This is a genomic window from Actinoallomurus soli, from assembly GCF_024055715.1.
Classification (GTDB): Bacteria; Actinomycetota; Actinomycetes; order Streptosporangiales; family Streptosporangiaceae; genus Actinoallomurus; species Actinoallomurus soli.
In genome coordinates this window covers 354,606-377,547 of the sequence record NZ_JAMXMV010000001.1, presented here as the reverse complement: position 1 = coordinate 377,547, position 22,942 = coordinate 354,606, and the positions used below count along the sequence as shown (strand labels likewise).

General features: G+C 72.6%; 23 protein-coding genes and 2 riboswitches. Of the genes, 7 read left to right on the top strand and 16 right to left on the bottom strand.

The features are described 5' to 3' along the window. Positions 1-19 precede the first annotated feature (19 nt). The 6 genes from NDW01_RS01760 to NDW01_RS01735 form a co-directional block, all read right to left on the bottom strand. Positions 20-721: an endonuclease/exonuclease/phosphatase family protein gene (locus NDW01_RS01760; RefSeq protein WP_252815902.1), complete on the bottom strand. Its 702-nt coding sequence runs from the start codon at positions 719-721 to the stop codon at positions 20-22. A 4-nt stretch (positions 722-725) separates the two neighbouring features. Further along, on the bottom strand, positions 726-1,673 hold the full coding sequence (locus NDW01_RS01755) for an ROK family glucokinase (protein ID WP_252782881.1): 948 nt from the start codon (positions 1,671-1,673) through the stop codon (positions 726-728). Positions 1,674-1,689: 16 nt separating this feature from the next. Beyond that, positions 1,690-2,040: a hypothetical protein gene (locus NDW01_RS01750; protein ID WP_252815901.1), complete on the bottom strand. Its 351-nt coding sequence runs from the start codon at positions 2,038-2,040 to the stop codon at positions 1,690-1,692. 116 nt (positions 2,041-2,156) lie between these two features. Continuing rightward, the gene (locus tag NDW01_RS01745) at positions 2,157-2,591 is read right to left on the bottom strand and encodes an SRPBCC family protein (RefSeq protein ID WP_252815900.1); all 435 of its coding nucleotides are present in this window, start codon (positions 2,589-2,591) and stop codon (positions 2,157-2,159) included. Between the two features lie 74 nt (positions 2,592-2,665). Beyond that, positions 2,666-3,433 (bottom strand): metallophosphoesterase family protein, encoded by a 768-nt coding sequence (locus tag NDW01_RS01740; protein ID WP_252815898.1) that lies wholly within the window; start codon positions 3,431-3,433, stop codon positions 2,666-2,668. Between the two features lie 58 nt (positions 3,434-3,491). Then, positions 3,492-4,166, bottom strand: a complete 675-nt coding sequence (locus tag NDW01_RS01735) for a copper homeostasis protein CutC (RefSeq protein WP_252817328.1) — start codon at positions 4,164-4,166, stop codon at positions 3,492-3,494. A 302-nt stretch (positions 4,167-4,468) separates the two neighbouring features. Here NDW01_RS01735 and NDW01_RS01730 point away from each other — a divergent pair, with 302 nt between their 5' ends. Next, positions 4,469-6,229 carry an AMP-dependent synthetase/ligase gene (locus tag NDW01_RS01730; protein ID WP_252815896.1) on the top strand — a complete coding sequence of 587 codons (1,761 nt, stop codon included), beginning with the start codon at positions 4,469-4,471 and terminating at the stop codon, positions 6,227-6,229. A gap of 24 nt (positions 6,230-6,253) precedes the next feature. Here NDW01_RS01730 and NDW01_RS01725 read toward each other — a convergent pair whose 3' ends face one another. After that, positions 6,254-6,832: a TetR/AcrR family transcriptional regulator gene (locus NDW01_RS01725; protein WP_252815894.1), complete on the bottom strand. Its 579-nt coding sequence runs from the start codon at positions 6,830-6,832 to the stop codon at positions 6,254-6,256. Positions 6,833-6,906: 74 nt separating this feature from the next. Between NDW01_RS01725 and NDW01_RS01720 the strand changes: the two genes are divergently transcribed. Beyond that, on the top strand, positions 6,907-8,106 hold the full coding sequence (locus tag NDW01_RS01720; RefSeq protein ID WP_252815892.1) for an MFS transporter: 1,200 nt from the start codon (positions 6,907-6,909) through the stop codon (positions 8,104-8,106). A gap of 70 nt (positions 8,107-8,176) precedes the next feature. Here NDW01_RS01720 and NDW01_RS01715 read toward each other — a convergent pair whose 3' ends face one another. Beyond that, positions 8,177-8,686, bottom strand: a complete 510-nt coding sequence (locus NDW01_RS01715) for a DinB family protein (protein ID WP_252815890.1) — start codon at positions 8,684-8,686, stop codon at positions 8,177-8,179. Between the two features lie 296 nt (positions 8,687-8,982). Between NDW01_RS01715 and NDW01_RS01710 the strand changes: the two genes are divergently transcribed. After that, on the top strand, positions 8,983-9,441 hold the full coding sequence (locus NDW01_RS01710) for a rhodanese-like domain-containing protein (RefSeq protein WP_252815888.1): 459 nt from the start codon (positions 8,983-8,985) through the stop codon (positions 9,439-9,441). 78 nt (positions 9,442-9,519) lie between these two features. Here the strand turns inward: NDW01_RS01710 and NDW01_RS01705 are convergent, their stop codons facing one another. Beyond that, positions 9,520-10,647: a glycosyltransferase family 4 protein gene (locus tag NDW01_RS01705; protein WP_252815883.1), complete on the bottom strand. Its 1,128-nt coding sequence runs from the start codon at positions 10,645-10,647 to the stop codon at positions 9,520-9,522. A 212-nt stretch (positions 10,648-10,859) separates the two neighbouring features. Between NDW01_RS01705 and NDW01_RS01700 the strand changes: the two genes are divergently transcribed. Continuing rightward, positions 10,860-11,519, top strand: coding sequence for an acetate uptake transporter (locus tag NDW01_RS01700; RefSeq protein ID WP_252815879.1), 660 nt, complete (start codon positions 10,860-10,862; stop codon positions 11,517-11,519). 42 nt (positions 11,520-11,561) lie between these two features. On the opposite strand, the gene NDW01_RS01695 is transcribed toward NDW01_RS01700, so the two are convergent. The 7 genes from NDW01_RS01695 to NDW01_RS01665 form a co-directional block, all read right to left on the bottom strand. Further along, complete coding sequence (locus tag NDW01_RS01695; RefSeq protein WP_252815876.1) at positions 11,562-12,956, bottom strand: M48 family metallopeptidase; 1,395 nt, start codon at positions 12,954-12,956, stop codon at positions 11,562-11,564. Beyond that, the gene (locus tag NDW01_RS01690; protein WP_252815873.1) at positions 12,953-14,347 is read right to left on the bottom strand and encodes a hypothetical protein; all 1,395 of its coding nucleotides are present in this window, start codon (positions 14,345-14,347) and stop codon (positions 12,953-12,955) included. The genes NDW01_RS01695 and NDW01_RS01690 overlap by 4 nt, the downstream gene beginning before the upstream one ends. Positions 14,348-14,473: 126 nt before the next feature. Next, positions 14,474-14,977: a C40 family peptidase gene (locus NDW01_RS01685; RefSeq protein WP_252815871.1), complete on the bottom strand. Its 504-nt coding sequence runs from the start codon at positions 14,975-14,977 to the stop codon at positions 14,474-14,476. A 57-nt stretch (positions 14,978-15,034) separates the two neighbouring features. Continuing rightward, a riboswitch (cyclic di-AMP (ydaO/yuaA leader) is annotated at positions 15,035-15,205 on the bottom strand. 304 nt (positions 15,206-15,509) lie between these two features. After that, entirely contained in the window at positions 15,510-16,487 is a 978-nt protein-coding gene (locus NDW01_RS01680) for a C40 family peptidase (protein ID WP_252815870.1), read from the bottom strand. A gap of 33 nt (positions 16,488-16,520) precedes the next feature. Continuing rightward, positions 16,521-17,591, bottom strand: coding sequence for a C40 family peptidase (locus NDW01_RS43660; RefSeq protein ID WP_252815869.1), 1,071 nt, complete (start codon positions 17,589-17,591; stop codon positions 16,521-16,523). 1 nt (position 17,592) lies between these two features. Then, positions 17,593-17,724, bottom strand: a riboswitch (cyclic di-AMP (ydaO/yuaA leader). A 186-nt stretch (positions 17,725-17,910) separates the two neighbouring features. After that, positions 17,911-18,102 carry a hypothetical protein gene (locus NDW01_RS01670; protein WP_252815868.1) on the bottom strand — a complete coding sequence of 64 codons (192 nt, stop codon included), beginning with the start codon at positions 18,100-18,102 and terminating at the stop codon, positions 17,911-17,913. Positions 18,103-18,356: 254 nt separating this feature from the next. Beyond that, positions 18,357-19,727, bottom strand: coding sequence for an NYN domain-containing protein (locus NDW01_RS01665; protein ID WP_252815867.1), 1,371 nt, complete (start codon positions 19,725-19,727; stop codon positions 18,357-18,359). 316 nt (positions 19,728-20,043) lie between these two features. Here NDW01_RS01665 and NDW01_RS01660 point away from each other — a divergent pair, with 316 nt between their 5' ends. From NDW01_RS01660 to NDW01_RS01650, 3 genes are all read left to right on the top strand, one after another. After that, entirely contained in the window at positions 20,044-21,795 is a 1,752-nt protein-coding gene (locus NDW01_RS01660) for a DEDD exonuclease domain-containing protein (protein WP_252815866.1), read from the top strand. Between the two features lie 8 nt (positions 21,796-21,803). After that, the gene (locus tag NDW01_RS01655) at positions 21,804-22,553 is read left to right on the top strand and encodes a rhomboid family intramembrane serine protease (protein ID WP_252782847.1); all 750 of its coding nucleotides are present in this window, start codon (positions 21,804-21,806) and stop codon (positions 22,551-22,553) included. 62 nt (positions 22,554-22,615) lie between these two features. Next, positions 22,616-22,903, top strand: coding sequence for an Lrp/AsnC family transcriptional regulator (locus tag NDW01_RS01650; protein WP_252782845.1), 288 nt, complete (start codon positions 22,616-22,618; stop codon positions 22,901-22,903). Positions 22,904-22,942 lie beyond the last annotated feature (39 nt).

Below are 22,942 nucleotides of genomic sequence, written 5' to 3'. Positions count from 1 at the left end.
GCGCGGCGCCGCGCGGCCGTCAGATCCGCAGTTCGGCGAGGACGGGGCGGTGGTCGGTGGCCGCCGGGTAGTCGGCGAGGAGCTCGGGGTCGTCGGGCACCCCGCACCGGAGGACCTCGATGCCCTCGTCCGCGAACACGCCGTCGATCCGGCGCGCCGGGTTCGCCGCGCTGAAGGTCTCCCGGAGCCCGTACGGCGCGACCGCGCCCGCGTCCTGGAAGCGCCCGGCCAGGAGGTCCCAGGCCGCCTCTCCGGCCTCCTCGTTGACGTCCCCGGCCACGACCACCGGCGCGCCGGTCTCCGTACGGACGCGGTCGAGCTCTTCGATGATCTCCTCGGCGTGCCGGCGGCGCGGCTCGGCGGCGAGGTCGAGGTGGACGCTCGCGGCGACCAGGCGGACGCCGCGGACGTCGAACAGCGCGACCGCGAGGCCGCGCTGGTGCATGTCCGGCACGGGTGACAGCAGGCGGTGCCGCCCGTCGAGCGCGGTGGCCCGCGCCCCGGCGTACAGCTGCAGCCCGGCGACGCGACCGCGCCGCAGTGCCACCGGGCCGAGCGCCGCACGCCGGGCGAGCCAGATCCGCCGGTGCCGCCAGAACTGGAAGCGCGGAGCCTCCTGCACGCACAGGATGTCCGGCCGCAGCCGCCGGACGACGCGGACGAGCGCCGCCCGGTCGTCCCGCATCGACCGGATGTTGTAGCTGACGAGCCTGACGACCACGCCGCTAACGGGAGCGGGCCAGGTCGGCGGCGCCCACGATGCCGGCGTCCGGGCCGAGCTCGGCGATCCTGATGTCGGCGAACGTGCGGTGACCCCGGCCGGTCAGGGCGTTCTCGAAGGCCGCCCGCGTCGGTTCGAGCAGCAGGTCGCCCGCCTCCGACAGGCCGCCGCCGATGACGAACGCCCCGGGATCGAGGATGGCCGCGAGGTCGGCGAGCCCCTGCCCGACCCAGTGGGCGATCGTGCGGAAGCACTCCAGCGCCGCGCTGTCGCCCTCGCGTGCCGCCTCGGTGATCTCCGGGCCGCTGATCCCCTCGGGCCTGCCGTCGCCCAGTTCGAGCAGCCGGCCGGCGAGCGCCGGGGATACGCGGGCGATCTCACGGGCCTCGGCGACCAGGGCGTTGCCGGAGGCGTACTGCTCCCAGCAGCCGCGGTTGCCGCACCCGCAGCGCCGGCCGTCGGGGACGACCCGGTAGTGGCCGAACTCGGCGCCGATGCCGAAACGTCCTCGGTAGAGCTCGCCGCCGAGGACCAGCCCGCCGCCGATGCCGGTGCCGAGGGCGACGAGGATCATGTGGTCCTCGCCGCGGCCGGCGCCGAACTTCGCCTCGCCCCAGGCGATGGCGTTCCCGTCGTTCTCCACGACGACGGGCAGGCCGACCTCGCCCTCGACCTTCTTCTTGATGGGCTCGTCGCGCCAGGCGAGGTTCGGGGCGAAGAGCACGGTCGCGCGGCTCTCGTCCACGAACCCGGCGGCGCCGAGACCGACCGCCTCGACCTCGCCGAAGCGGCTCTTGAGGAGCTCGACGACCTCCGCGATCACCCGCGCCGTCTCGTGCGGGCTGGTCGAGGGCGTCGGGCGACGTACCTTGTCCAGGATTCGCCCACGGTCGTCGACCACGCCGGCGGCGACCTTCGTACCACCGACATCCACACCAATGGTCAGCGTCATGGACGCTTCTCCTCCGTCAACCCGTCGCCGTGCCGGCGCTCGCCGGGTCGTCGCCCGCCGCGTCGGGGCGCGGCCGCGTGCGCTCGAACCCTGCCATCGCCTCACGGACCGCCGAGTAGAGCTGCTCACCCGCCGCCATCACGTGGGAGAGGACCTCCGGGCCGGACTCGCGGGACGCCGCGATCGCCCGGCACACCGGGCAGTAGCGGCACTCCGGCGCGCCGGTCGCGAAGTGGTCGCCCCACGCCTCGCTCGTGGCCTCGCTCCACACGTCGTCCTTTGACGTGCCGCCGGCGTTGAAGCGCCGGCGGATCGTGTCGACGAGACGCACGGCCTCGTACAGCACGGATGGTGGCTGCTCACTCATTGGTCATCATCTACCTATCGTTCGGCGTGAAACCGTACCGTCTCGGAGGGGTCGCGCGCGCCACGGGGTGTCCGCGGCGGCCGGGGCCGCGCCTGCCTTCGGTGCCCGTCGCATGCCTATCCCTCGACGCGCCGCTTCAGCCCTTTGAGGGCCGTGTCGATGATGCGCTTCTCCGCCTTGCGCTTGACCATGCCGATCATGGGAAGGCGCACGTCGACGGCGAGTTCGTACGTCACCTCGGTCTCGCCGTCGTGCTCGGCGAGGCGGTAGGCGCCGGTCATGCCGGTCAGCATGGTGCCGCGCTCCGCGAGGTGCCAGTGCACCGCTTCATCGTCGTCCCAGTCGTAGGCCAGGACATAGGTGTCCTTGATCGGCCCAGCCTCCAGCGTGATCCGCACGTGTTCGGGGCGGCCGTCGTCTCCGGTGACGACGACCTCGGCCGCGGTGATCCCTTCCGCCCATTCAGGGTATTCCGCGAAATCGGCTATGACCGCCATGATCTCTGGCTTTTCCGCCTTGATGGTGATGCTGGAGCTGGTACGGTCCGCCATCGGCGTTTCCTTCTTTCGACTTTCTTCCGGGCGAGAATTGGGCGCGGCGCTTCGCCTTGAGCGGAGCGTAGTCGCTAGAACTCCAATACGTACGGAACCCCGCGCGCGCGGAAGTGCCCGACGTTGACGCATTCGGTGCGGCCGATGCGGGTGCGGCGGACGAGCGGCTGATGGACGTGGCCGAACAGCGCGTACCTCGGCTGCGTTTCCCGGATCGCGCGAAGGACCGCCTCGCTGCCGCGCTCGAACCGCCGGGCGACGGTGTCGTACAGCAGTTCGGGAACGGCCGGCGGGATGTGGCAGCACAGCACGTCGACCGCGCCGACCGCCGCGACCTTGGCGGCGAAGACCTCGTCGTCGAGCTCGTAGGGGGTGCGGTACTCCGTGCGCAGCCCGCCGCCGACGAACCCGAAGCGCAGGCCGCCGATCTCGACGGTCTCGCCGTCGAGGACCCGCTGGCCGGGCCGCAGGCTCTCCGCCCACAGCCGGGGGATGTCGACGTTGCCGTAGGTGAGGTACGCGGGCGTCGGCATCGCGCCGAACAACTCCTTGTACTGCCGGCGTACGGCGGCCTCGATGTACGGCCCGGCGTCGCCCTCCAGCGTCGCCCACATCGAGCGGGAGAACTCCCGTGCCTCGTCGAAGCGCTTCTGGGTGCGGAGTTCGATGAACGTCGAGGCGTGCTCCGCGCCGAACAGCTCGGCGAAGATGCCCTTGGCGTGGTCGTCGTAGTCGATGAACAGGACGAGGTCGCCGAGACAGACGAACGCGTCGGCGCCGTCACCCGCCACGGCGAGCGCGTCGGCCCGCCCGTGCACGTCGCTGACCACATGAACCCGCATGCGCCAACTGTAAGACCCACCGGCCGTGCGGCAGATCCCCGTGGTCCGGCGGTCGCGGTCAGTGGTCGGCCGCGGCGTCGATGAGGGTGCGCCACTCGCGGACGCGGGCCGCGTCGACCGGCGCCTGGGGCCCGCCGCCCACCGGCCGTACGGCGTCGCCGACCTGGAAGGCCCGTACTCCGGCCGCGGCGAGGGCCGGGACGTGCCGGCGCCGCAGGCCGCCCCCGACGAGCATGAGGCGCGCGTCCCGGGCGGCCCGGCGCAGCAGCGCCTCCATGCCGGCGCCCACACCGCCCGCCGCCCCGGCGCACAGGACGGAGTCGAGGCCGCGCAGCAGGCGGAGCGTGCGCCAGGCGGCCTCCGGCTCGGCGGCGTGGTCGATCGCACGGTGGAACGTCCACGGCAACGGCAGGACCGCGTCGGCGAGCCGGGCGGTCGCGGACAGGTCGACGGTGTGGTCGGCGTGCAGGAAGCCGAACACGAAGCCGTCGGCTCCGGCGTCGGCGTGGGCGTCCGCGGTCCGGCAGAGCCGTCCGAGTTCCGGCTCGGTCGTGCAGAAGCCGCTCTTGGCCCGGAGCACGACCCGGATCGGCAGGGACGTCGTCTTGCGCATCGCGGCGACGGTCTTGGGGTCCGGGGTCAGGCCGCCGGACTGCCGGTCGGCGACGGCCATGATGCGGTCGGCGCCGCCCGTCTCGGCGGCCTCGGCGTCCACCTCGTTCATCGCGACCACTTCGAGCAACGACCTCGCCTCCCCCCGCGTCGGCGCCGCGACACCCGCGGTGAGGCGTATTCTGGCCCGGCCCGTGCGCCGACGCCCCCGGTCCGGCACGTGTTTGCGCCGAAGGGACGATGTCGTTACCGATTCCTTCCCCTATCGCATGCGCGGGACCGGGCGCGAACGCGCATCAACGCGGTCGTTACACGCGTGGTAAGAAGAAATGCGAGACGTGTCACCGCGCCGAAGGCTACCGACCAGTATCTTGAAGCGGTAGCGTCCGTGCGAATGCCCGCCGTACCAGCTGAGGAGTAGTCGTGCGCGAGTACAGCGTTCCCGCACAGGTGACGATCGCCGACTCGGCCAATCTCACCGACACGATCTTCTCCCGGGCCGCCCAAGAGCCGGATCGCGTCGTCATCCGGCGCAAGTCCGGATCGGGGTGGCGGGACGTCACCGCGCGCGAGTTCGCCGACGCGGTCGGCGAGGTCGCCAGGGGTCTGGTCGCGGCCGGCATCGAGCCGGGCGACCGCGTCGCGCTCATGTCCCGCACCCGGTACGAATGGACCGTCGCCGACTACGCCATCTGGGCGGCCGGCGGCATTACCGTGCCGATCTACGAGACGTCCTCGGCCTCGCAGATCGAGTGGATCGTCGGCGACTCCGGGGCCAAGGGCGTCTTCGTCGAGACGGACGAGCACGCCAAGGCGGTCGAGACGGTCCGGGACCGCCTGCCGGAGCTGGCGAACGTCTGGCGGATGGACGACCTGCCGAGCGGCGCGGGCTCCGATGAGGACCTGACGGAGCGGCGTGAGTCGCGGGCCGCCGCGGACCTGGCCACGATCATCTACACCTCGGGCACGACCGGCCGCCCCAAGGGCTGCGAGATCACCCACTCCAACCTGCTCGCGACCGCGCGGAACGTCACCGAGGGCGCGCTGACGGAGGTGTTCGGCCTGAAGAGCGGCTCGACGCTGCTGTTCCTGCCGCTCGCCCACGTCTTCGCGCGGCTCATCCAGGTCGGCTGCGTCGAGGCCGGCGTGACGCTCGGGCACACCGCCGACATGGCGCACATCGTCGACGACCTCGCGTCGTTCGAGCCGACCTTCCTGCTCGCGGTGCCCCGCGTTTTCGAGAAGGTCTACATCGGCGCCGAGCAGAAGGCCAACGCCGACGGCAAGGGCAAGATCTTCCGGATCGCGGCGGACACCGCGATCGCCTACAGCCGGGCCGACTCCCCCGGGCTCGGGCTGCGGCTCAAGCACGCTCTGTTCGACAAGCTGGTGTACGGCAAGCTGCGCGCCGCGATCGGCGGCCGCGTCACCCACGCCGTCTCGGGCGGCGCGGCGCTCGGCGAGCGGCTCGGTCACTTCTTCGACGGCGTCGGCATCACGATCCTCGAGGGGTACGGCCTCACGGAGACGACCGCCCCGGCGGCGGTGAACCTCCCCAGCGAGAACCGCATCGGCACCGTCGGCAAGCCGATCCCCGGCACCACGGTCCGCATCGGCGACGACGGCGAGGTGCTCGTCAAGGGGCCGAACGTCTTCGCCGGCTACTGGCACAACGAGGAGGCCACCAAGGGCGCCCTCGACGAGGGCTGGTTCCACACCGGCGACGTGGGCGAGCTCGACGAGGGCGGGTACCTCCGGATCACCGGCCGCAAGAAGGAGATCATCGTCACCGCGGGCGGGAAGAACGTCGCGCCGGCGCCCCTGGAGGACCGGCTGCGCGCACACCCGCTGATCAGCCAGTGCATGGTGGTCGGCGACGCGCGGAAGTTCATCGGCTGCCTGATCACCCTGGACCCCGAGGCGCTCGAGCCGTGGAAGGAAGAGCACGGCAAGACGGGCATGTCCACCGCCGAGCTGATCAAGGACCCGGACCTCGTCAAGGAGATCGACGCGGCGGTGGCCGACGCCAACACCACGGTGTCCCGGGCCGAGGCGATCAAGAAGTACCGGATCCTCGAAGTGGACTTCACCGAGGAGTCCGGTCACCTCACCCCGACCCTGAAGGTCAAGCGGAACCTCGTCGAGAAGGACTTCGCCGACGAGATCGAGGCCCTGTACGCCTGACCCCCGGGTCGCGCGGGGGGATGGTCAGGCCGGCGTCGTACGGCCGACGGCCGAGCGGGCGAAGTCGATGAGGTGGGCGCGCATCGCGTCCTGGTCGTCGGCGTCCGGCCCCAGGACGAGCCGGGCGATCTGCGGCACGGCGTTCGACCAGCCGGCCAGACCGCACAGGGTCACGAGGGTGCGCCCGACGTCGACCGACGGCTCGGCGCCGAGGCCGCTCGCGAGGCTCTCCATCTTCGTGCGGTAGTGGGCGCGCCGGCCGTCGTCGTAGTCGCGCTGGTCGCCGTACTGCAGGGCCTCCCACAGCATCAGGCGCAGCAGGTCGGGATGCGCCCGGTGGTAGTCGTACATCCGGGCCACGTACTCGCCCGGATCGCCGAAGTCCCGCGACACCATCTCGATGACCTCGTCGAGCACCTGGCTCATGACGGCGTCGAACAGCTTCTCCTTGTTGCCGAAGTGGCCGTAGATGCGCTCCTTGTTGACGCCTGCGCGCTCGGCGATGCGGTCGACCCGCGCCCCGGCGATCCCGTGTGCGGCGAACTCCTCCCGCGCGGCGCTGAGCAGGGCTTCCTTCGTGGCGGCGGCGGTGTCTCTCGGCATGGGACGAGCTTACCCGAATCTCAATCCAACTAGTTGGTTGACACCCAACCAGTTGGTTGGCTACTGTCCCGGCCATGACGACGATGATCTTCTCCGGCCGTGCACCGGCGGTCTCCGCCACGGAAGCGAAGCCCGCGCACGCGCCCTTCGCGGCGACCCTGGTGACGTTCGTGGCGACGGCCCTGCTGGCCACCGGCCAGTTGTACGGCGTGATCCCCCTGCTGGGCGCGATGGGCCGGGAGTGGCACGCGCCGGCCTCCGCGCTGACGTGGATGGCCAGTGCGTTCGGCTTCGGGTACGCGGCCGGGTTCCTGGTGTTCGGCCCGCTGTCGGGCCGGTTCGGCCGGCGCCGGACCATCGTGACGGGCATCTCCGCCACCGCGGTGACGACCGCCCTGGTGGCCCTGGCCCCCGGACTCGGCGCGGCGATCGCCCTGAGGGTCCTGCAGGGCGTCACCACCGCCGCGTTCGCCCCCGTCGCGTTCACCTACATCGCCGAGCGCGCCGAGCCACGGCACCGCCCGACCCTGCTGTCCGCTGTGATCGGCGCGTTCCTCGCCTCCGCGGTGTTCGGCCAGCTCGCCGCGCAGGGCATCGCGACGGTGGCCGGCTGGCGTGCGGTGTTCGCCGTGTTCGCGGTGGCCTTCGCCCTCGTCGCCGCCGCGCTGCGGCGGGTGATGCTGCCCGGCGGTCCCGGCGCGGCGGCCTCTCCGCTGGACGCGTACCGCGCCATGCCGGGCCTCCTGGCCGACCGCCGGCTGGTTCCGCTGTACCTGGCGACCCCGGTCGTCCTCGGGTCGTTCGTCGCCCTCTACACCGGTCTCGCCCTCACCGGCGCGGCGGGCGGGGCCGCGGCCCTGCTCACGCTGCGGGCGGCGGCGCTGCCCGCGATCCTCGCGATCCCCTTCGTGACGCCCGCCCTGCAGCGCGTCCCCGGCGCGCGGCGCGCCACCGGAGCGCTCACGCTGTCCGTCCTGTCGGCCGCGCTGATCGGACTGGCCCACCCGGGCACCCTCGGGTTGGCGATCCTGCTGAACGTCTTCGTCGCCGGCATCGGCCTCACGGCCCCGGCCCTGATCGAGACCATCGGCGGCCGCGCCGGCGCCGCGCGGGGCACTGCGGTCTCCCTGTTCACCTTCATCCTGTTCGTCGGGGCCAGCGTCGGCCCGCAGGTCGCCGGGGCGCTGAGCGCGCACGGCCTGCCCACGCTGGCGTACGTCCTCGCGGCCCTGCTCGCCGCGGGCGCGGCGCTCACCCTGACCGCCCGCCGCTGACCGCCCCGTACGCGTCACGGGCGACCGCCGCCCCGGGTCTCCGGGGCGGCGGTCGTCCTTTCGCCGCGGATCAGCCCATGGTCTTGGCGCCGTCGAGGGCCTCGCGGATGATGTCGGCGTGGCCGGAGTGCTGCGCGGTCTCGCTGATCAGGTGCAGCAGGACCTGGCGCGCCGACCAGTGAGCGCCCGGCGCGAACCACGGCCTGTCGGGGAGCGGCTGGGAGGCGTCGAGGTCGGGCAGCGTCGCGAGCAGCTCGTCCGTACGCCGTGCCGTCTCCTCGTAGGCGTCGAGCAGCCCGGCGAGGGTCTCCCCCTCCTCCATGCGGAAAAGGGCCTCCCAGTCGGCGTCGTCCTCCATGGCGGCGGGCCCGTCGAGGATGAAGCCCGTCCACCGGCGCTCGACCACGGTGACGTGCTTGATCAGGCCGCCGAGGCACAGTTCGCTGACCGTGGTACGGCGGGCGGCCTGCTCGTCGGTCAGGTCCCGGACGGTGAACCGCAGGAAGTGCCGGGCCTTGCGCAGTCCCGCCAGCAGGTCCGCGCGCTCGCCGGTGAGGGTGGCGGTGTCGCCACTCGTCATGATCGATTCCTCCGTGGTCGGTGAAGATCCGTTGTCGCCAACGCTAGGGAGCAGAGCAGCCAGTTTCCGGCCGCAATCGACAGGTCCCGGTCAAGACTCGGTGGTGAAGGCCCGGCGGTACGCGGACGGTGACGTGCGCATCACCCGCGCGAAGTGCGAGCGGTGGGTGACGGGACCGGCGAATCCGACCACACGAGCGTCCTCGTAACCGGGCCTCGACGCATGGCGGAATCCCAGCGGTAGGTGACGTTCACGCCGCTGTCCGGCCGGAGGCGCCGTCGGCCACGATCAGCGGTATGTCCAGTGTTCTCAGCACCGCGCCCGCCTCCCCCGAGGAGGCCGCCCGCCACTTCGCCGCCCGCCTGGCCTTCGAGACCGACGTGTCCGACGTCCACGCCGACCTGGAGGCCGGCGTTCCCGGCCTGGTCGTCGTCGACTCCCGCGGCGCCGAGGCGTGGGATCAGGGCCACCTTCCCGGCGCCCTGCACCTGCCGACCGCGCTGATCGCCGAGCGGGCTCCCGCCCTGATCCCTCCCGGGACGGCCGTCGTCACCTACTGCTGGGGTCCCGGGTGCAACGGCGCCACCCGGGCCGCGCTGGCCTTCGCACGGCTGGGCTACCGGGTGAAGGAGATGATCGGCGGCTACGAGTACTGGGTGCGCGAGGGGTTCACCGTGGAGACCGCGACCGGGCGCGTCGGCACGCCCGCCGATCCCCTCACCGCGCCCGTGGCGAGCGCGTTCTGCGGCTGCTGACCCGAGGCCGCGCGCGTTCTGCGGCTGCCGAGCCGCGTCCGCGCTCGTACTGCTGATCGGCGTTCGCGCGCGGCCGGATCAGGGGCCCAGGAGGGCGGCGAAGCGGGCGGCCTGGACCTCCCAGCGCCACTCGCGCTCGACCCACGAGCGCCCGCGCTTGCCCATCGCCTGAGCCGCGGACGGGTCGCGCAGCAGGCCGATCACCGCGTCGGCGACCGCGTCGACCGAGTCGCCGTCGACCACGACGCCGGTCTCGCCGTCGAGGACGGCGTCGGGGGCGCCGCCGGAGGCCCCCGCCACCACCGGAAGACCGGTGGCGGACGCCTCGAGGTACACGATGCCCAGTCCCTCGACGTCGAGGCCGCGACGGCGGGTCCGGCAGGGCATGGCGAACACGTCGCCGGCGTCGTAGTGCGCCGGCAACTCCTCCCAGGGGACCGTGCCGGTCAGGCGCACGGCGTCGGCGACGCCCAGGTCGGCGCGGAGCCGTTCGAGCACCGGGCGGTACGGGCCGCCGCCGACGATCAGGAGGACGGCGTCCGGGACGACGCGCCGCACCCGCGGCCAGGCGCGGATCAGCGCGTCCTGTCCCTTCCGGGGGACCAGGCGGGAGACGCAGACGACGACCGGGCGGTCCGCCAGGCCGTGCCGGGCCCGGATCTCCTCTCCCCCGGCTCCGGGATGGAACACCGTCTCGTCGACGCCGGGGGCCAGCCGCCGCATCCGCGCCACCGCCGCGGGCGACAGCGCGCGGGCCATCCGGCTGCGGGTGTACTCCCCCAGGTAGGTGAGCACGTCGACCTCGTCCCCGATGCGGCGCAGCAGCCGCCGCGACCCGGGCAGTGCCGCCCAGCCCGCCTCGTGGCCGTGCGTGATCCCGACGAACCGCTCGACGCCGGCCCGCCGCAGCCGCGGCGCCAGCAGCCCGAGCGGCGCCGCCGCGCCGAAGACCACCGAGTCACAGCCCTCCGCGCGGACGATCTCGGTGGCACGCCGGAGCACCGGCGGGACCGGGAGCATGAGCGGCCTGGGGTGCCGGACCACCGGGAACGGCTGCGCGGCGTCGAACTCGGCGGCGCCCTCCCACGCGGGGGCGTACACGACGAGGGAGCCCGGCGGCCGGCGGACCGCCAGGTTGTGCACGAACGCCTGGATGCCGCCCGGCCTGGGCGGGAAGTCGTTGGTCACGACGAGCGTCTTCCTCATCGCTGCCAGGATCGCACGTGTTCCGTGATCCCTCTTACGCAGGATCGCGCGTGTTTCACGATCACTCTTACGCGGCCCCGTGACCAGAGCGAAACAGGGAGTTAATGTGGTTACGCGCGTCCTGGCCGCCCGGCCCCCGCCCGGCCTGCGAAGCATGCGAAGCGGACCTGACGAGGTACGGCGGTGAGCTTCACGACGAGGAGGAGCCACCCATGACCGAAAGCCCCCGACCCCCGACTCCGGTCTCCGCGATAGCCGATCCCGCCCCGCTCGGGCTGGCGGCGTTCGCACTGACCACCTTCCTTCTCTCCGCAAAGAACGCCGGGTGGACCGACGGCACGGACGCCTGGCTCGGATACGCGTTCGCGTACGGCGGCCTGGTCCAGCTGCTGGCCGGCATGTGGGAGTTCCGCAACCGCAACGTCTTCGGCGCGACCGCGTTCGCGACGTACGGCGGGTTCTGGATCGGCCTCGGGCTGTACGTCCGGTGGGTCGCGCCCACGGCCGCGGCGACGGCGGCGGCCACGAAGGCGAACCCGGAGGACCTGATCCAGAACGACCTCGGCTGGATCCTCCTCGCCTTCGCGATCTTCAACACGTACATGCTCCTGTGGAGCACGCAGGTGACGGCGGCGGTCTTCGGGGTGTTCCTCACCCTGGAGCTCACCGAGATCATCCTGTTCATCGGCAACTTCTCTCACAGCAGCGGCACGATCAAGTTCGGCGGCTGGGTGGGCGTCCTCACCGCCGCGGTCGCCTGGTACACCTCGGCGGCCGGCGTGGTCAACGGGATGGACGGCCGGTACTCCCTGCCGGTCGGATCGCCGTTCGGCGCGCGCCGCACCGTCGAGGCCAGCCCGGTCCCGCAGTAGCCGCCGCCCGCACCACGGGTACGCCCCTGATCGCGACCGCGGTCAGGGGCGTACGCTCGCCGGGGGCACCGGCACGTGGTGCAGGCGGGCCCACGCGCGCCCCATGGCGATGCGCTCCGGCCCGGAGGGGTGGGTGTTCCACAGCGCGTAGGCGAACGGCCCCGGGGACAGGTCGTCGAGGTTGCGGAGGCTGAGCGACCGCTGCATCGCGATGAACGTCGCCGGGTCCCGGGTGAGCGCGAGGGAGTGCGCGTCGGCCCGTGCCTCGATGTGGCGGCTGACGAGGTTCTGCACGGGCCCGGCAGCCTGGGCGAGGACGGTCACGGCGGCGAGCAGCAGCGCGGTCGACCGCGGGTCGGCCGCCGACCGGACCCCGGCCCGGCGCAGCAGGCGCGGCGAGGTCATCACCAGGTAGAGGACGCAGGCGCCGGTCGCGACCCCCAGCCCGCCGACGAGGGTGCCGGTCAGCACGTCGTTCCGCTTGGCGTGGCCGAGTTCGTGCGCGACGACGAGTTCGACCTCCTGCGGCGACTGCGACGCGAGGAGCGTGTCGTACACCACGATCCGCCGGGTCGAGCCGAACCCCGAGACGTAGGCGTTCAGCTCCGTCGTGCGCTTGGACGCGTCGGCGACGAGGACGTCGCGCACCGGCACCCCGTCCGCGCGCGCCATCCGGAGCAGGTCGGTGCGCAGCGGCCCGGCGGGCATCGAGGTGAAGTCGTTGAACAGCGGCTCCACGACCACCGGGTAGGCGTATGAGACCGCGGTGACCAGCAGGAAGCCGCCGACGGCCGCGCCCGCCCACCAGTGACGGGGGAACCGGCGGATGAGCAGGTGCAGGCCGAGCAGCGCGACGACCCAGATCACCAGGCTCACGCCGAATCCGGTGAGCCGGTCGCCGAGCCACGAGCCCCAGCCTTGGGTCGACAGGCCGTACCGCCGCAGCACCGACTCCGACCACGCGCCGAACGGCAGCGCGACCAGCTGGGTCAGCGCGGACAGCACCACCGCGACGGCGAGCAGCCGCAGGCCGTGCCGCCAGAGCCGCGGCCTCGTCTCCGAAGGGGACCGCCACCTGATGGCCGCGCCGAGGAGCCGGGCGCCCCAGGGCGTCAGACCGAGGACGAGGACCACCACCAGCCCGGCGACCAGCCCGCCGTACGCGGGGCCGTTCAGCGCGGCGCTGAAGCTCTCGCTGCGGGCGAGCTGATCCCGCGTGAAGTCCAGCGCCGGATCCGGGGCGCCCCGGCCTCCGGCCAGCGGGTGCCAGGGGGTCACCACCGCCATCACGACGACCAGCGACGCGCCCAGGACCCCGGCGGCGACGGCCGCGGTGCGGCGGGACGCCCCGTGCGGCCCCACCCGCGTGGCGGGCCGGCGCTCGGCCTCCGCGCGCAGGGGCGGCCCGGCGTCCTCCAGGCCCCCGGCCTCCGTCACGTCAGCTCCTTTCGCAGGTAGGCGCGCCACTGTGCGGCGAACCGGCTCGAATCGACGCCGAGGACGGCGCGCAGGGCCCGGTCCTCGATCCGCGGGTCTCCGGCGCTGCCGGGTTCGGCCTCGGCGGTGCGGTAGAGCCGCACCAGCCTGCCCTCACCGTAGCGTTCCGCGATCATCCGGCAGGCCAGCCACGCCTCCTCGTACGCGGCGGACAGACGCTCGCCCGATCCGGTGAACGCGCCGCGGCCGGGCGGCGACGACGGCAGGCCGCCGGAGGAGATCAGACCGGCCAGCTCGCGCCCCGCCGCGCGCGTCGAGACGCCGGAGTCCTTGTAGCCGACGTAGTCCGCGAGCCCTTCGACCAGCCACATCGGAGTGCGGCTGTCGCGGGCGCCGCCCATCGCGACGTGGACGAGCTCGTGGGTGAGCACGACGTGCCGGCCGAGCCCGTTCAGCCGGCCGAACGCGGTGGGGCTGATGACGATGCGATCCGCGCCGCCGTCCGGGTCTCCGCCGCCGCCGCTGACGGTCGCGAGCGCGGCGATGTCGCCGAGGTTGCGGACGTCCCCGGCGAGCTCCTCGGCCTGCTGCTCCGTCGCGGGCGCGAGCACCACGACCCGCCGTGACCAGTGGTCGCCCACGACCTTGGAGACGAGACCGACACCCGTGTCGAGCCGGCGGGCGATGTCGCGGAGGTCGGCGGTCCGCGTCTCCGCGCCGCCGGCGGCTCCGGTGCCGTCCCCGGCTCCCGTCCCGTTCCCGGTCGCCGAGCCGTCGCCGGCCGGGGAGCCGTCACCGACCCCCGAATTCCCTTCGGCGAGCACCAGGCTGTACCGGCCTTTGATGACGGTCAGGTCCGGTCCGTCCCAGATCTGCGGGTCGTCGCGCAGGCCGTGCGTAGAGCCGTCGCCGGACACGACCCAGCCGGTGTCCCCGTGCCGCTCGAAGGTGAGGTACTGCGTGTAGGCGACGTCTCTCGAGTCGAAGCCGCGGAGCCGGTAGGTGAGGGTCAGCCGCGCCGTCCAGCCGTCGTCGGCGGCCGCGGCGGCACGCGTGTCCGCGAGCGACTCGCGCCAGGCCGCCAGGGGCGCCTTCGCCAGGTTGTCGAACAGCGTCTGCTGCCCGGCGCGGAACGCCTGCGCCGACGGGTCGACGGTGGCGAGGAAGGCGGCGCGGTCATGGGTGAGGACGGCGCGGGAGCGGCGCTGCAGGAGGGACGCCACCGCGGCCCGGGTGGGGGCGGGCGCCGTGGTCGCGCTCCGCAGCGACGCGGCCGCGTGCCCCGTCTCGCGGTGCAGGGTGGCGTAGCCGACCGCGGTGACCAGTTGCAGCGCGATCGCCGCTCCGGTCAGCGCGGCGACCCGCCTCTGCCAGGTGCCCGCCGACGACATGGGCGTGATGGTAGCGGGCGAAACTGAGAACGCCGGGGCCGTCCGTGTGGACGGCCCCGGCGATGATCAACCGGTTCGGCCCCGGATGGCGTGCCATCACGGCGCCGGCGCGGCGTTCAGCCCGGCTCAGTAGGGGCGGGCGGCGCCATAGAACGCGTGGCGGTAGTAACTGTTGTTGTCGATCCGGACCTGCTTGATCCGCGTGCCCGTGTGCGACGCGTGAATCATGTAGATCTTGTGGCCGACGACCTTGGAGATGATCCCGGTGTGCTGGTTCCCGTTGAAGTACACCAGGTCACCCGCCGCGAGGTTCTTCCACCGCACGTGCCGCTTGATGTGGCGGTGCTGCTGGCCCGCGGTACGCGGCAGCCGGATACCGGCCTTGCGGTAGGAGTACTGCACCAGACCGGAGCAGTCGAACGTCTTGGGCCCGGCGCCCCCGTAGCGGTACCACTTGCCGATCTGCTTGCGGGCGATGGCGACCGCCTTCAGACCGACCTTGTGCCGCTGGCTCCAGGACTTGTGCTTCGGCTGCGCCTTGGCGACGGTGACGGCCGTCTGGGGGGTCGCGGCGTGCGCGGCGGTGGCCGTCAGGGCGACGGGTGCGAGGACCGCACCCGCGGCGACCATGCCTCCGGCGAGGCGGAGGCGCAGGGACGAAGCGGTCGAGGGGTTGCGAGACAGAGGTCTCTCCTTCCACTACGCCTACCGGGTTAGCTGTCGGGTTCGGGCTGGAAGACGCCCTACGGCATACCTGTGGGAGAACAGGCGCCCCGATTCACCCCCGTGAAGACCCGCGCCGTCAGGCGCGCTCGGTTCCCCGGCTCCGTGTGCCCACGGATTAGGCGCTCACGGCCATCGTCGGCCCGGTCGGGCCACTTCGGTGATGACCGTTTCTCTGCATCTCTGACAGACCGGGAGCGGCACGCCCACGCGGCGCGCACCACTACGCGCCCCGCTGACGGAGGCCCCCCGGCCGAGCGGCACATGGCGTGCGCCGCGATCCGCACCATCGGTGCGGAAGATTCGAAAGGTCTGACGCCGACAGGCCGACCGGATCCGGTCCGCGCCTCGATGCGCCGGCCGGGAGTCCGTCCCCCCGGCCTGTCGGCGTCCTTTGTTCAGTTGTCGTCCGGTCGCGTGGCGACCGTGCCGGCCGGTCTCAGAGCAGCCGGCCGCCGCCCATGAAGGTGGAGGCGTACCAGGAGTCGCTGAGGTTGGAGATCTTCACGACGTCGCCGGTGTGCGGGGCGTGCAGGAACTTGCCGTTGCCCAGGTAGAACCCGACGTGCCCCAGGTCGTGGAAGAACACCAGGTCACCGGGCTGCAGGTCGGCCTTGGAGACCCGGCGGCTGGCGTCCCACTGGTCCGGCACCCAGTGGTTGAGCTTGATGCCCACCTTGCGGTAGGCGACCATCGTGATGCCGGAGCAGTCCCAGGTGCTCGGGCCCGCGCCGCCGAAGACGTACGGCTTGCCGAGCTGGGCGCAGGCGAACTGCAGCACGATCTCGGCCTTGCCCGACGCCAGGACCGAGCAGTTCTCCTTGGAACTGCCCGGATCGATACCCGCGCCGAGCTTGTGGACCAGCTTGAGCTGCTTCTGGATGGCCGCGTTGGCCTGCTTGCGCTGCGTGTCGAGCTGGTTCTTCTTCGCCGCGAGCTGCTGGGCGGCCTGGACGCGCAGCGCCTGCTCGCGCTCCAGCCGCTGCGCGGAGGCGAGGTACTGCTGGAACTCGGCCGTACGGTTGTGCGCGAGCTCGGTGAACGCCGACATCTGCGAGAGCACGGCGTCCGGGTTGTTGGAGCCGACCAGCGTCGGGATCGAGCCGTTGTCCCCGGTCTTGTAGGCCTCGGCGGCGAGTTGCGCGACCCGCAGCCGTAGCTGCTGGAACGTCTTGCGCTCGGCCTGAACCGACTTGCTCAGCGCGTTGACCCGGCTCTGAGCGGCCTTCCAGTCGGCCTTGGTCTGGTTGTACTGGTTGCTCAGCTGGTCGACCTTGTCGTTCAGCTGCGCCAGCTGCTTCTTCGCCGCGCTCAGCGAGGCGCCGGGGTCGGCGTGCGCGGGCAGCGCGGGAAGGGCGAGCCCGGCGACGGCGAGAAACCCCACGGTCGTCATGAACCGACGGCCGGTCCTGGGCATGTTCGTACGCTCCTTGGCCATGATGATCCGTCCCTAGAGCGCGCCCGCGCCGACGTAGTGCGAGCTGTACCAGACGTTGCTCAGACTGTCGATCTTGACGTACGAGCCCGTGTGCGGCGAGTGGATGAACTTGCCGCCGCCGACGTAGATGCCGACGTGCCCGAGGTCGTCGAAGAAGACGAGGTCGCCTGGGGACAGGTTGCTTCGCTGCACCCGGCTCGTGGCGTTGTACTGGTCCGGGACGACGCGGGGGATGCTCACCCCGGCCGCCGCGTAGGCCTTCATCGTCAAGCCGGAGCAGTCGTACCGCGGGCCGGTGCCGCCGTAGAGGTAGGGGATGCCGCACTTGCTGTACGCCCACTCGAGCACGACGCGCGCCTTGCCGGTCGCCGAGCCGTGGTAGCCGCCGCTGCAGTTGCTCGCCACGGGACCGCTGTCGTCACCGCCGCCACCGCCGGAGTCCGCCGCCGGGCCCAGCTTCTTGACCAGGGCCTTCTGCTGCTCGACGGACTTCTCGATGCCTTTCTTCTTGGCGAGGAGATCCTTCTTCTTCTGCGCCAGGTCGCCGGCGGCCTGCTGGGCCTGCGCCTGCTGCCGCTGCAGCAGCTGGGAGACGTTGAGGAACTGGGTGAGCTCGGTGGAGCGGTTCTTCGACAGCGCCGTGAAGGCCGACATCTGGTCGAGCACCGTCTGGGGGTCCTTGGCCGAGAGCAGCGTGGGGATGTCGGTGCCGTCCGAGCCGTTCTTGTACGCGGACGCGGCCATCTGCGCGACGCGGACGCGGAGCGAGGCCCACGACTGGCGCTGCTGCTTGACCGAGGCGTTCAGCGCCTTCACTTTCTTGTCGGCCGCAGCCCACTGCTCCTTGGCCTTGTTGTACTCGTTGTCCTGCTTGTCGGCCTGTGAGTTCAGCTTGGCCAGCTTGGCCTTCGCCTGGCTCAGCGTCTGCTTCGGCTTCGCGTCGGCCGTACCGGCCGGCAGAGCCAGCGCCGCTGAGGCGGCGACGCACAGGGTGGCCAACACCCGGCTGCTGATCCAGCCGCTCGTCGGCCGTCCGACGGCCGTACCGTCGGCACTGCGCTGTGTTGCCACGATTCGCGGCACGCCCCTCTCCCAATGTCCGCCTACCGGGTTAGCTGACGGATTCGGGCGTGGAAGGCGCCCTACGGAGCATGCGTTGCTCCGATTCACCCCGGAAACCTGGTTCCCCGGCTCGTCGTGCCGGTGAGGATCGTACGGCCCGAACCTCGGGCGGCCTCACCGAACGTGACGACTCGGCGGAAGCCGGCGCCGTCGCCTGGGGGGCGACGAACCAGCGACCGGCTCAGCGCGTGAGACTAGTCAAGTCTCACGCTGGTAACAACCGCTTCTCCGGGAAATGCAGCAATTCACGTCATTTAAGCAACAGCGTGCGCGTGATTCGTCACGATGCGCGGTCAACGGAGATCGTCATCCACAGAGGAGGAATCAGGCCCTCCGCGGCGAGAATGCCCAGCGCGCGGCGCTCGAGCGGCCCGAGATCCAGGCCGGACTCCGGAATCACGGGCATGGTGGGAACGACGCAGTCGGCGCAGGCGACGTTGCGTAGCTCACACTTGTCGCAGTCGATGAGCACGAATTCCTCCTCGTGTCGTCGTCATCGCCAGACGTTACGAGGACCCACCGACAATTCCGCTCGGCGATCTCAGGCGGGAACGAGGAAGAGGCGACGGTCGGGTGCGCCGCGGGACCGCCGTTCGACGGGTGACCCGGAAGGGGCGGCGGCCGGAGGCGGTCCCCGGACCGGCGTTCGACAGGCGACCCGGAAGAGGCCGCGGCCGAGGGCGCCCGCGGACCGGCGTTCGACAGACGACCCGGAAGCGGCGGCGGTCAGGTGCGGCCGAGGCGGCGGAGGAGGAGCGCCGAGGGTGCCGGCCGGGCGTCGGCCCGCCGGGCCGAGTCGCAGACCTCCTGGTCGGAGGAGATGACGACCACGGCGCGCCCGCTCGGCTCGGCGCGCACGAGGTGGCCGATCAGCTCGTCGGCCGTCTGGCCGGGCGCGCTGAACAGCACGCGCACCCCGCGCGGCGCCTGCACGGCGACGGGGGCGTTCAGCTCCGCGCCGTCGAAGACGACCGTCACCTCGGCCTTGGTCTGCGCGTGCAGCACGCCCAGGCCCGAGACGAGGCGCGACCGCTGGTCGGCCAGCGGCAGGTCGCCGTACCCGGTCTTGGTGACGTTGTAGCCGTCGATGATGAGATGGACCTGCGGGAGCGTGAGCAGCTGGTCGAGGAGCGCGGGGTCGCTGTCGGCCAGCGCCCGGCCCGGCAGCGTACGGTGCCCGGGGCGGCTGGGCGTGATGCCGCCCACGCTGTCGGCCGGCCGGGTGATGCCCGGCGGCAGCGCGATCTCGTCACGGAGCCCCTTGGCGGCGTCCGTGAGAGCGTCGAGGAGGACGCGCAGACGTGCCTCGTCGACGTTGCGGCCCTCGCGGGCGGCGCGCCGGGCGCTCTCCGCGGCCGCCTCGGCGTGCGACAGGCGGCTGCGCAGCCGGCGCAGCTCCGCCTCGGCGCCGGCCGCCGCGACGGAGGCCGCCGCGCGCTCCTCCCCCAGCCGCCGGTCGAGCTCCTCCGCCCGCGCGTGCTCCCGCTTCGCCTTGCCACGCGCCTCGTGCAGCCGTTTGCGCAGCTCGGCGTTCTCAGCGCGCAGCTCCCGCAGCTCGGCGCGGAGTTTCTCGGTCTCCTCCGACCGGGTGGCCTTGGCCGCGGCGATCTGCTCGCGGAGCTCGGCGACCTCGCGGACGACCTTGGCCTCCTCGGCGGCCGCCGCCGAGCGCTCCAGCTCCCGGCGGGCGGTCTCGATGCGTTCGGCCCAGCCCGGCGGGCGCAGCAGGTACGCGAGGGCGGCGACGGTGACCGGGTCGGCGGCGGGCGGCACCGCGCCCGAGCCGACCGCCTCGCTCAGCACCGGCTCGCTCTCCCGTACGACGTCGGCGACGCGCTCGCGGAACCCACCGTCATCTTCGAGCTGGGCGGCGATCAGGGTCGCGGCCAGCCGGGCGCGGCGGCGGGGCTCGAAGCGGGCCACCCGCCGGAGCGGCGCCGGAATCTCGTCCGGCCGCAGCGCGCCGATGACGCCCGCGGCCGCCTCGACGACGCGCTGCCGGACCGCTTCGGGGAGCGGCTGGTCGAGGTGTTCGGCCGGGCCGGTGTCGATGGTCTGCTCCTCATGGTCGCGGGCGGTGCGCCGTGACGCGTGCACCGGGCTCCGTGTCGCCGTCGCTGCCCAGCGTAGACGCCCCGACTACCCGCGGTCCGCAATCCCCCCGACGAATACCACGAGGTATCCGCGCGGCCGGGCGACCGGCACCGTACCGGTCACCACCGACGGCCCCGCGCCGGGTGACGGGCGCCGACACCGGTCACCGCGCCCTGGGCCCGAGCCGGGTGACCGATGCCGATGACCGGTCATCGCGCGACGCCCCCGCCGGGTCACGGACGCCGATACCGGTTACCGCCAGGTAGCCCCGCACCGGGCCGCCGGAACGAATGTCGGTCTTCCCGCGTACCGTTCCGCCATGGCCTCCGTCGGCCCTGCGGTGCAGGGCACCCTCGATGACCTCGGCACTCCCCTGGCCGGCGTCACCTTCGTCGTCGTCGACCTCGAGACCACCGGAGGATCGGCGAAGGAGGACGCCATCACCGAGATCGGCGCCGTCAAGGTGCGCGGCGGCGAGATCGTGGGCGAGTTCGCCACCCTCGTCGACCCCGGGAGGACGATCCCCCCGTTCATCTCGGTGATCACCGGCATCACGCAGCAGATGGTCGTGGCGGCCCCCCGCATCGGCGAGGTCCTGCCGTCGTTCCTGGAGTTCGCCAGGGGCGCGGTCCTGGTCGCGCACAACGCGCCGTTCGACATGGGCTTCCTGAAGGCCGCCTGCGCCGCGCAGGAGCGTCCCTGGCCCGCGCCGCCGGTGGTGGACACCGCCGACCTCGCGCGCCGCGTCCTCACCCGCGACGAGGTCCCCAACTGCAAGCTCGCCACCCTCGCCCGCTTCTTCCGCGCCCGCATCGAGCCCTGCCACCGCGCGCTCACCGACGCCCGCGCCACCGTCGACGTCCTGCACGGCCTGCTGGAGCGCGCGGGTTCGTTCGGCGTGGAGACCCTGGAGGAGCTGACCGGCTTCCAGCGCGCGCCGACGCCGGAGCAGCGGAGCAAACGTCACCTCGCCGACGGGGTGCCCGCCGCGCCGGGCGTCTACCTCTTCGAGGACGCGCGCGGCGAGGTGCTGTACGTCGGCAAGAGCGGGCGGCTGCGCAGCCGCGTGACCTCCTACTTCACCGCGTCGGAGACCCGCCGTCACGTCCGCGAGATGATCGGGATCGCCGAGCGGGTCCGCACGATCGTGTGCGCGAGCCCTCTCGAGGCGGAGGTCCGCGAGCTGCGGCTCATCGCGGCGCACAAGCCGCGCTACAACCGCCGGTCGCGCCACCCGGAGCGGGCGGTCTGGCTGAAGCTCACCGCCGAGCCCTTCCCCCGGCTGTCGATCGTCCGGGAGGTCCGCGACGACGGCGCCACCTATCTCGGCCCGTTCGGCAGCACGCGCACGGCCGAGGAGGCCCGCGCCGCCGTGCACGACGCGGTCCCCCTGCGCCAGTGCACCCAGCGGCTCACGCTGCGGCTCATCGAGACCCGCCGCGCCGGCACCTGCGCGCTGGCCGAGCTGGGCCGCTGCGGCGCGCCCTGCGAGGGCCGGCAGGCCCCGGAGGACTACTCCCGCCACGCGTCCCTGGCCCGCCGCATCCTGGAGGGCGACGTCCGCCCGGTCGTCGCCGCCGCCCGTGCCCGCATCGACCGTCTCGCGGGTGAGCTGCGCTACGAGGAGGCCGCGGTGCAGCGCGACCGGCTGGCCGCGTTCGTGCGCGGCGCGGCGCGCTGCCAGCGCCTGTCCGCCCTGGCCGGGCTCGCGCAGTTGGTCGCGGCCCGGCCTGCCTTCGACGGCGGCTGGGAGCTGCACGTCGTGCGCCACGGGCGCCTGGCCGCCGCCGGCACCGTCCCGCCGAACGCCCACCCCGTCCCGTACGTCGAGGCGCTGGTGGCCACCGCCGAGACCGTGCGGCCCGGCGTCGGCGCCACGCCACGAGCCTCCGCCGAGGAGATGGAATGCGTGCTGCGCTGGCTCGACTCCCCCGGTGTGCGCCTGGTCGAGGTGGACGGCACGTGGACCTGTCCGCCGCACGGCGCCGAGAGCGTACGGCACTGGATCGAGAGCGCCGTCCAGCGGCCCGATTCCCGTAAGGTTGACCGCGCCGGTCGGCCGATGCAATAGGAGCAGGTGTGGCGCTGCCGCTGTACGACAACCAGCCGACGCGGCGCGCGCCCCTCGTCACCTACCTCCTCATCGCCGCGAACGTCGTCGTCTTCCTGCTGTCGCCGATCGCCTCGATCGGCCACCACGGGGAGGGGATCGACCAGCGCAGGTGCGAGCAGGCGACCTTCCTGCTGAAGTACGGCGCCGTCCCGAAGGAACTGGTCTCCGACCGGCAGAACCCGGTGCCCGAGGAGATCGACCACGCCTGCCACCCGAAGCCGTTCCACAAACGGCCGTGGCTGTCCGCCCTGTCGTCGATGTTCCTGCACGGCGGGGTCGCCCACATCCTCGGCAACATGGTCTACCTGTTCATCTTCGGCGCGGCGACCGAGGACCGCCTCGGACGGCTCCGGTTCCTGGTCTTCTACCTCGCGGTCGGCTTCATCGCGGCGTACGGCTTCGCGATCACCTATCCCGGCTCGGACACCCCGCTGGTCGGTGCCTCGGGGGCGATCGCGGGGGTGCTGGGCTCCCACCTCGTCCTCTATCCGCGGTCGCGGACGATCGCGCTGATCCTGTCGATCTTCCCGTTCCGGCTGCCCTCCTGGACGCTGCTCGCGCAGTTCTTCGTCTTCCAGTGGCTCAGCCTCGGCGACAGCCAGAGCCAGACGGCGTACGTCGCGCACATCTACGGCTTCGTCGCCGGGATGATCGTCGGCCTGCTCGTCCGGCGCGGCACCGTCGCCCGCAAGTCGGCCGCCCTCAGCTGGAACTGACTCCTCCACTAGTCTTGCGACGGCGACCCGACATCGCGCGCAACCCACGCAGGAGGCATTCCGTGATCACCGCCATCGTGCTCATCAAGGCCGACGTCTCGCGCATCCCGGAGGTCGCCGAGATCATCGCCGGTCTGGACGGGGTCAGCGAGGTCTACTCCGTGACCGGGGAGTTCGACCTGGTCGCGCTGGTGCGCGTGCGCCAGTACGAGCAGATCGCGGATGTCATCCCCGGCGGCCTGAACAAGGTCGCCGGCGTGACGCACACCGAGACCCACATCGCCTTCCGCACGTACTCCCAGCACGACCTGGAGGCCGCGTTCGCCCTCGGCCTGCCCGACGCGGACTGACCGGACCGCCAGGTCCCCGAGCCCGGCCGCGTTCGCGCT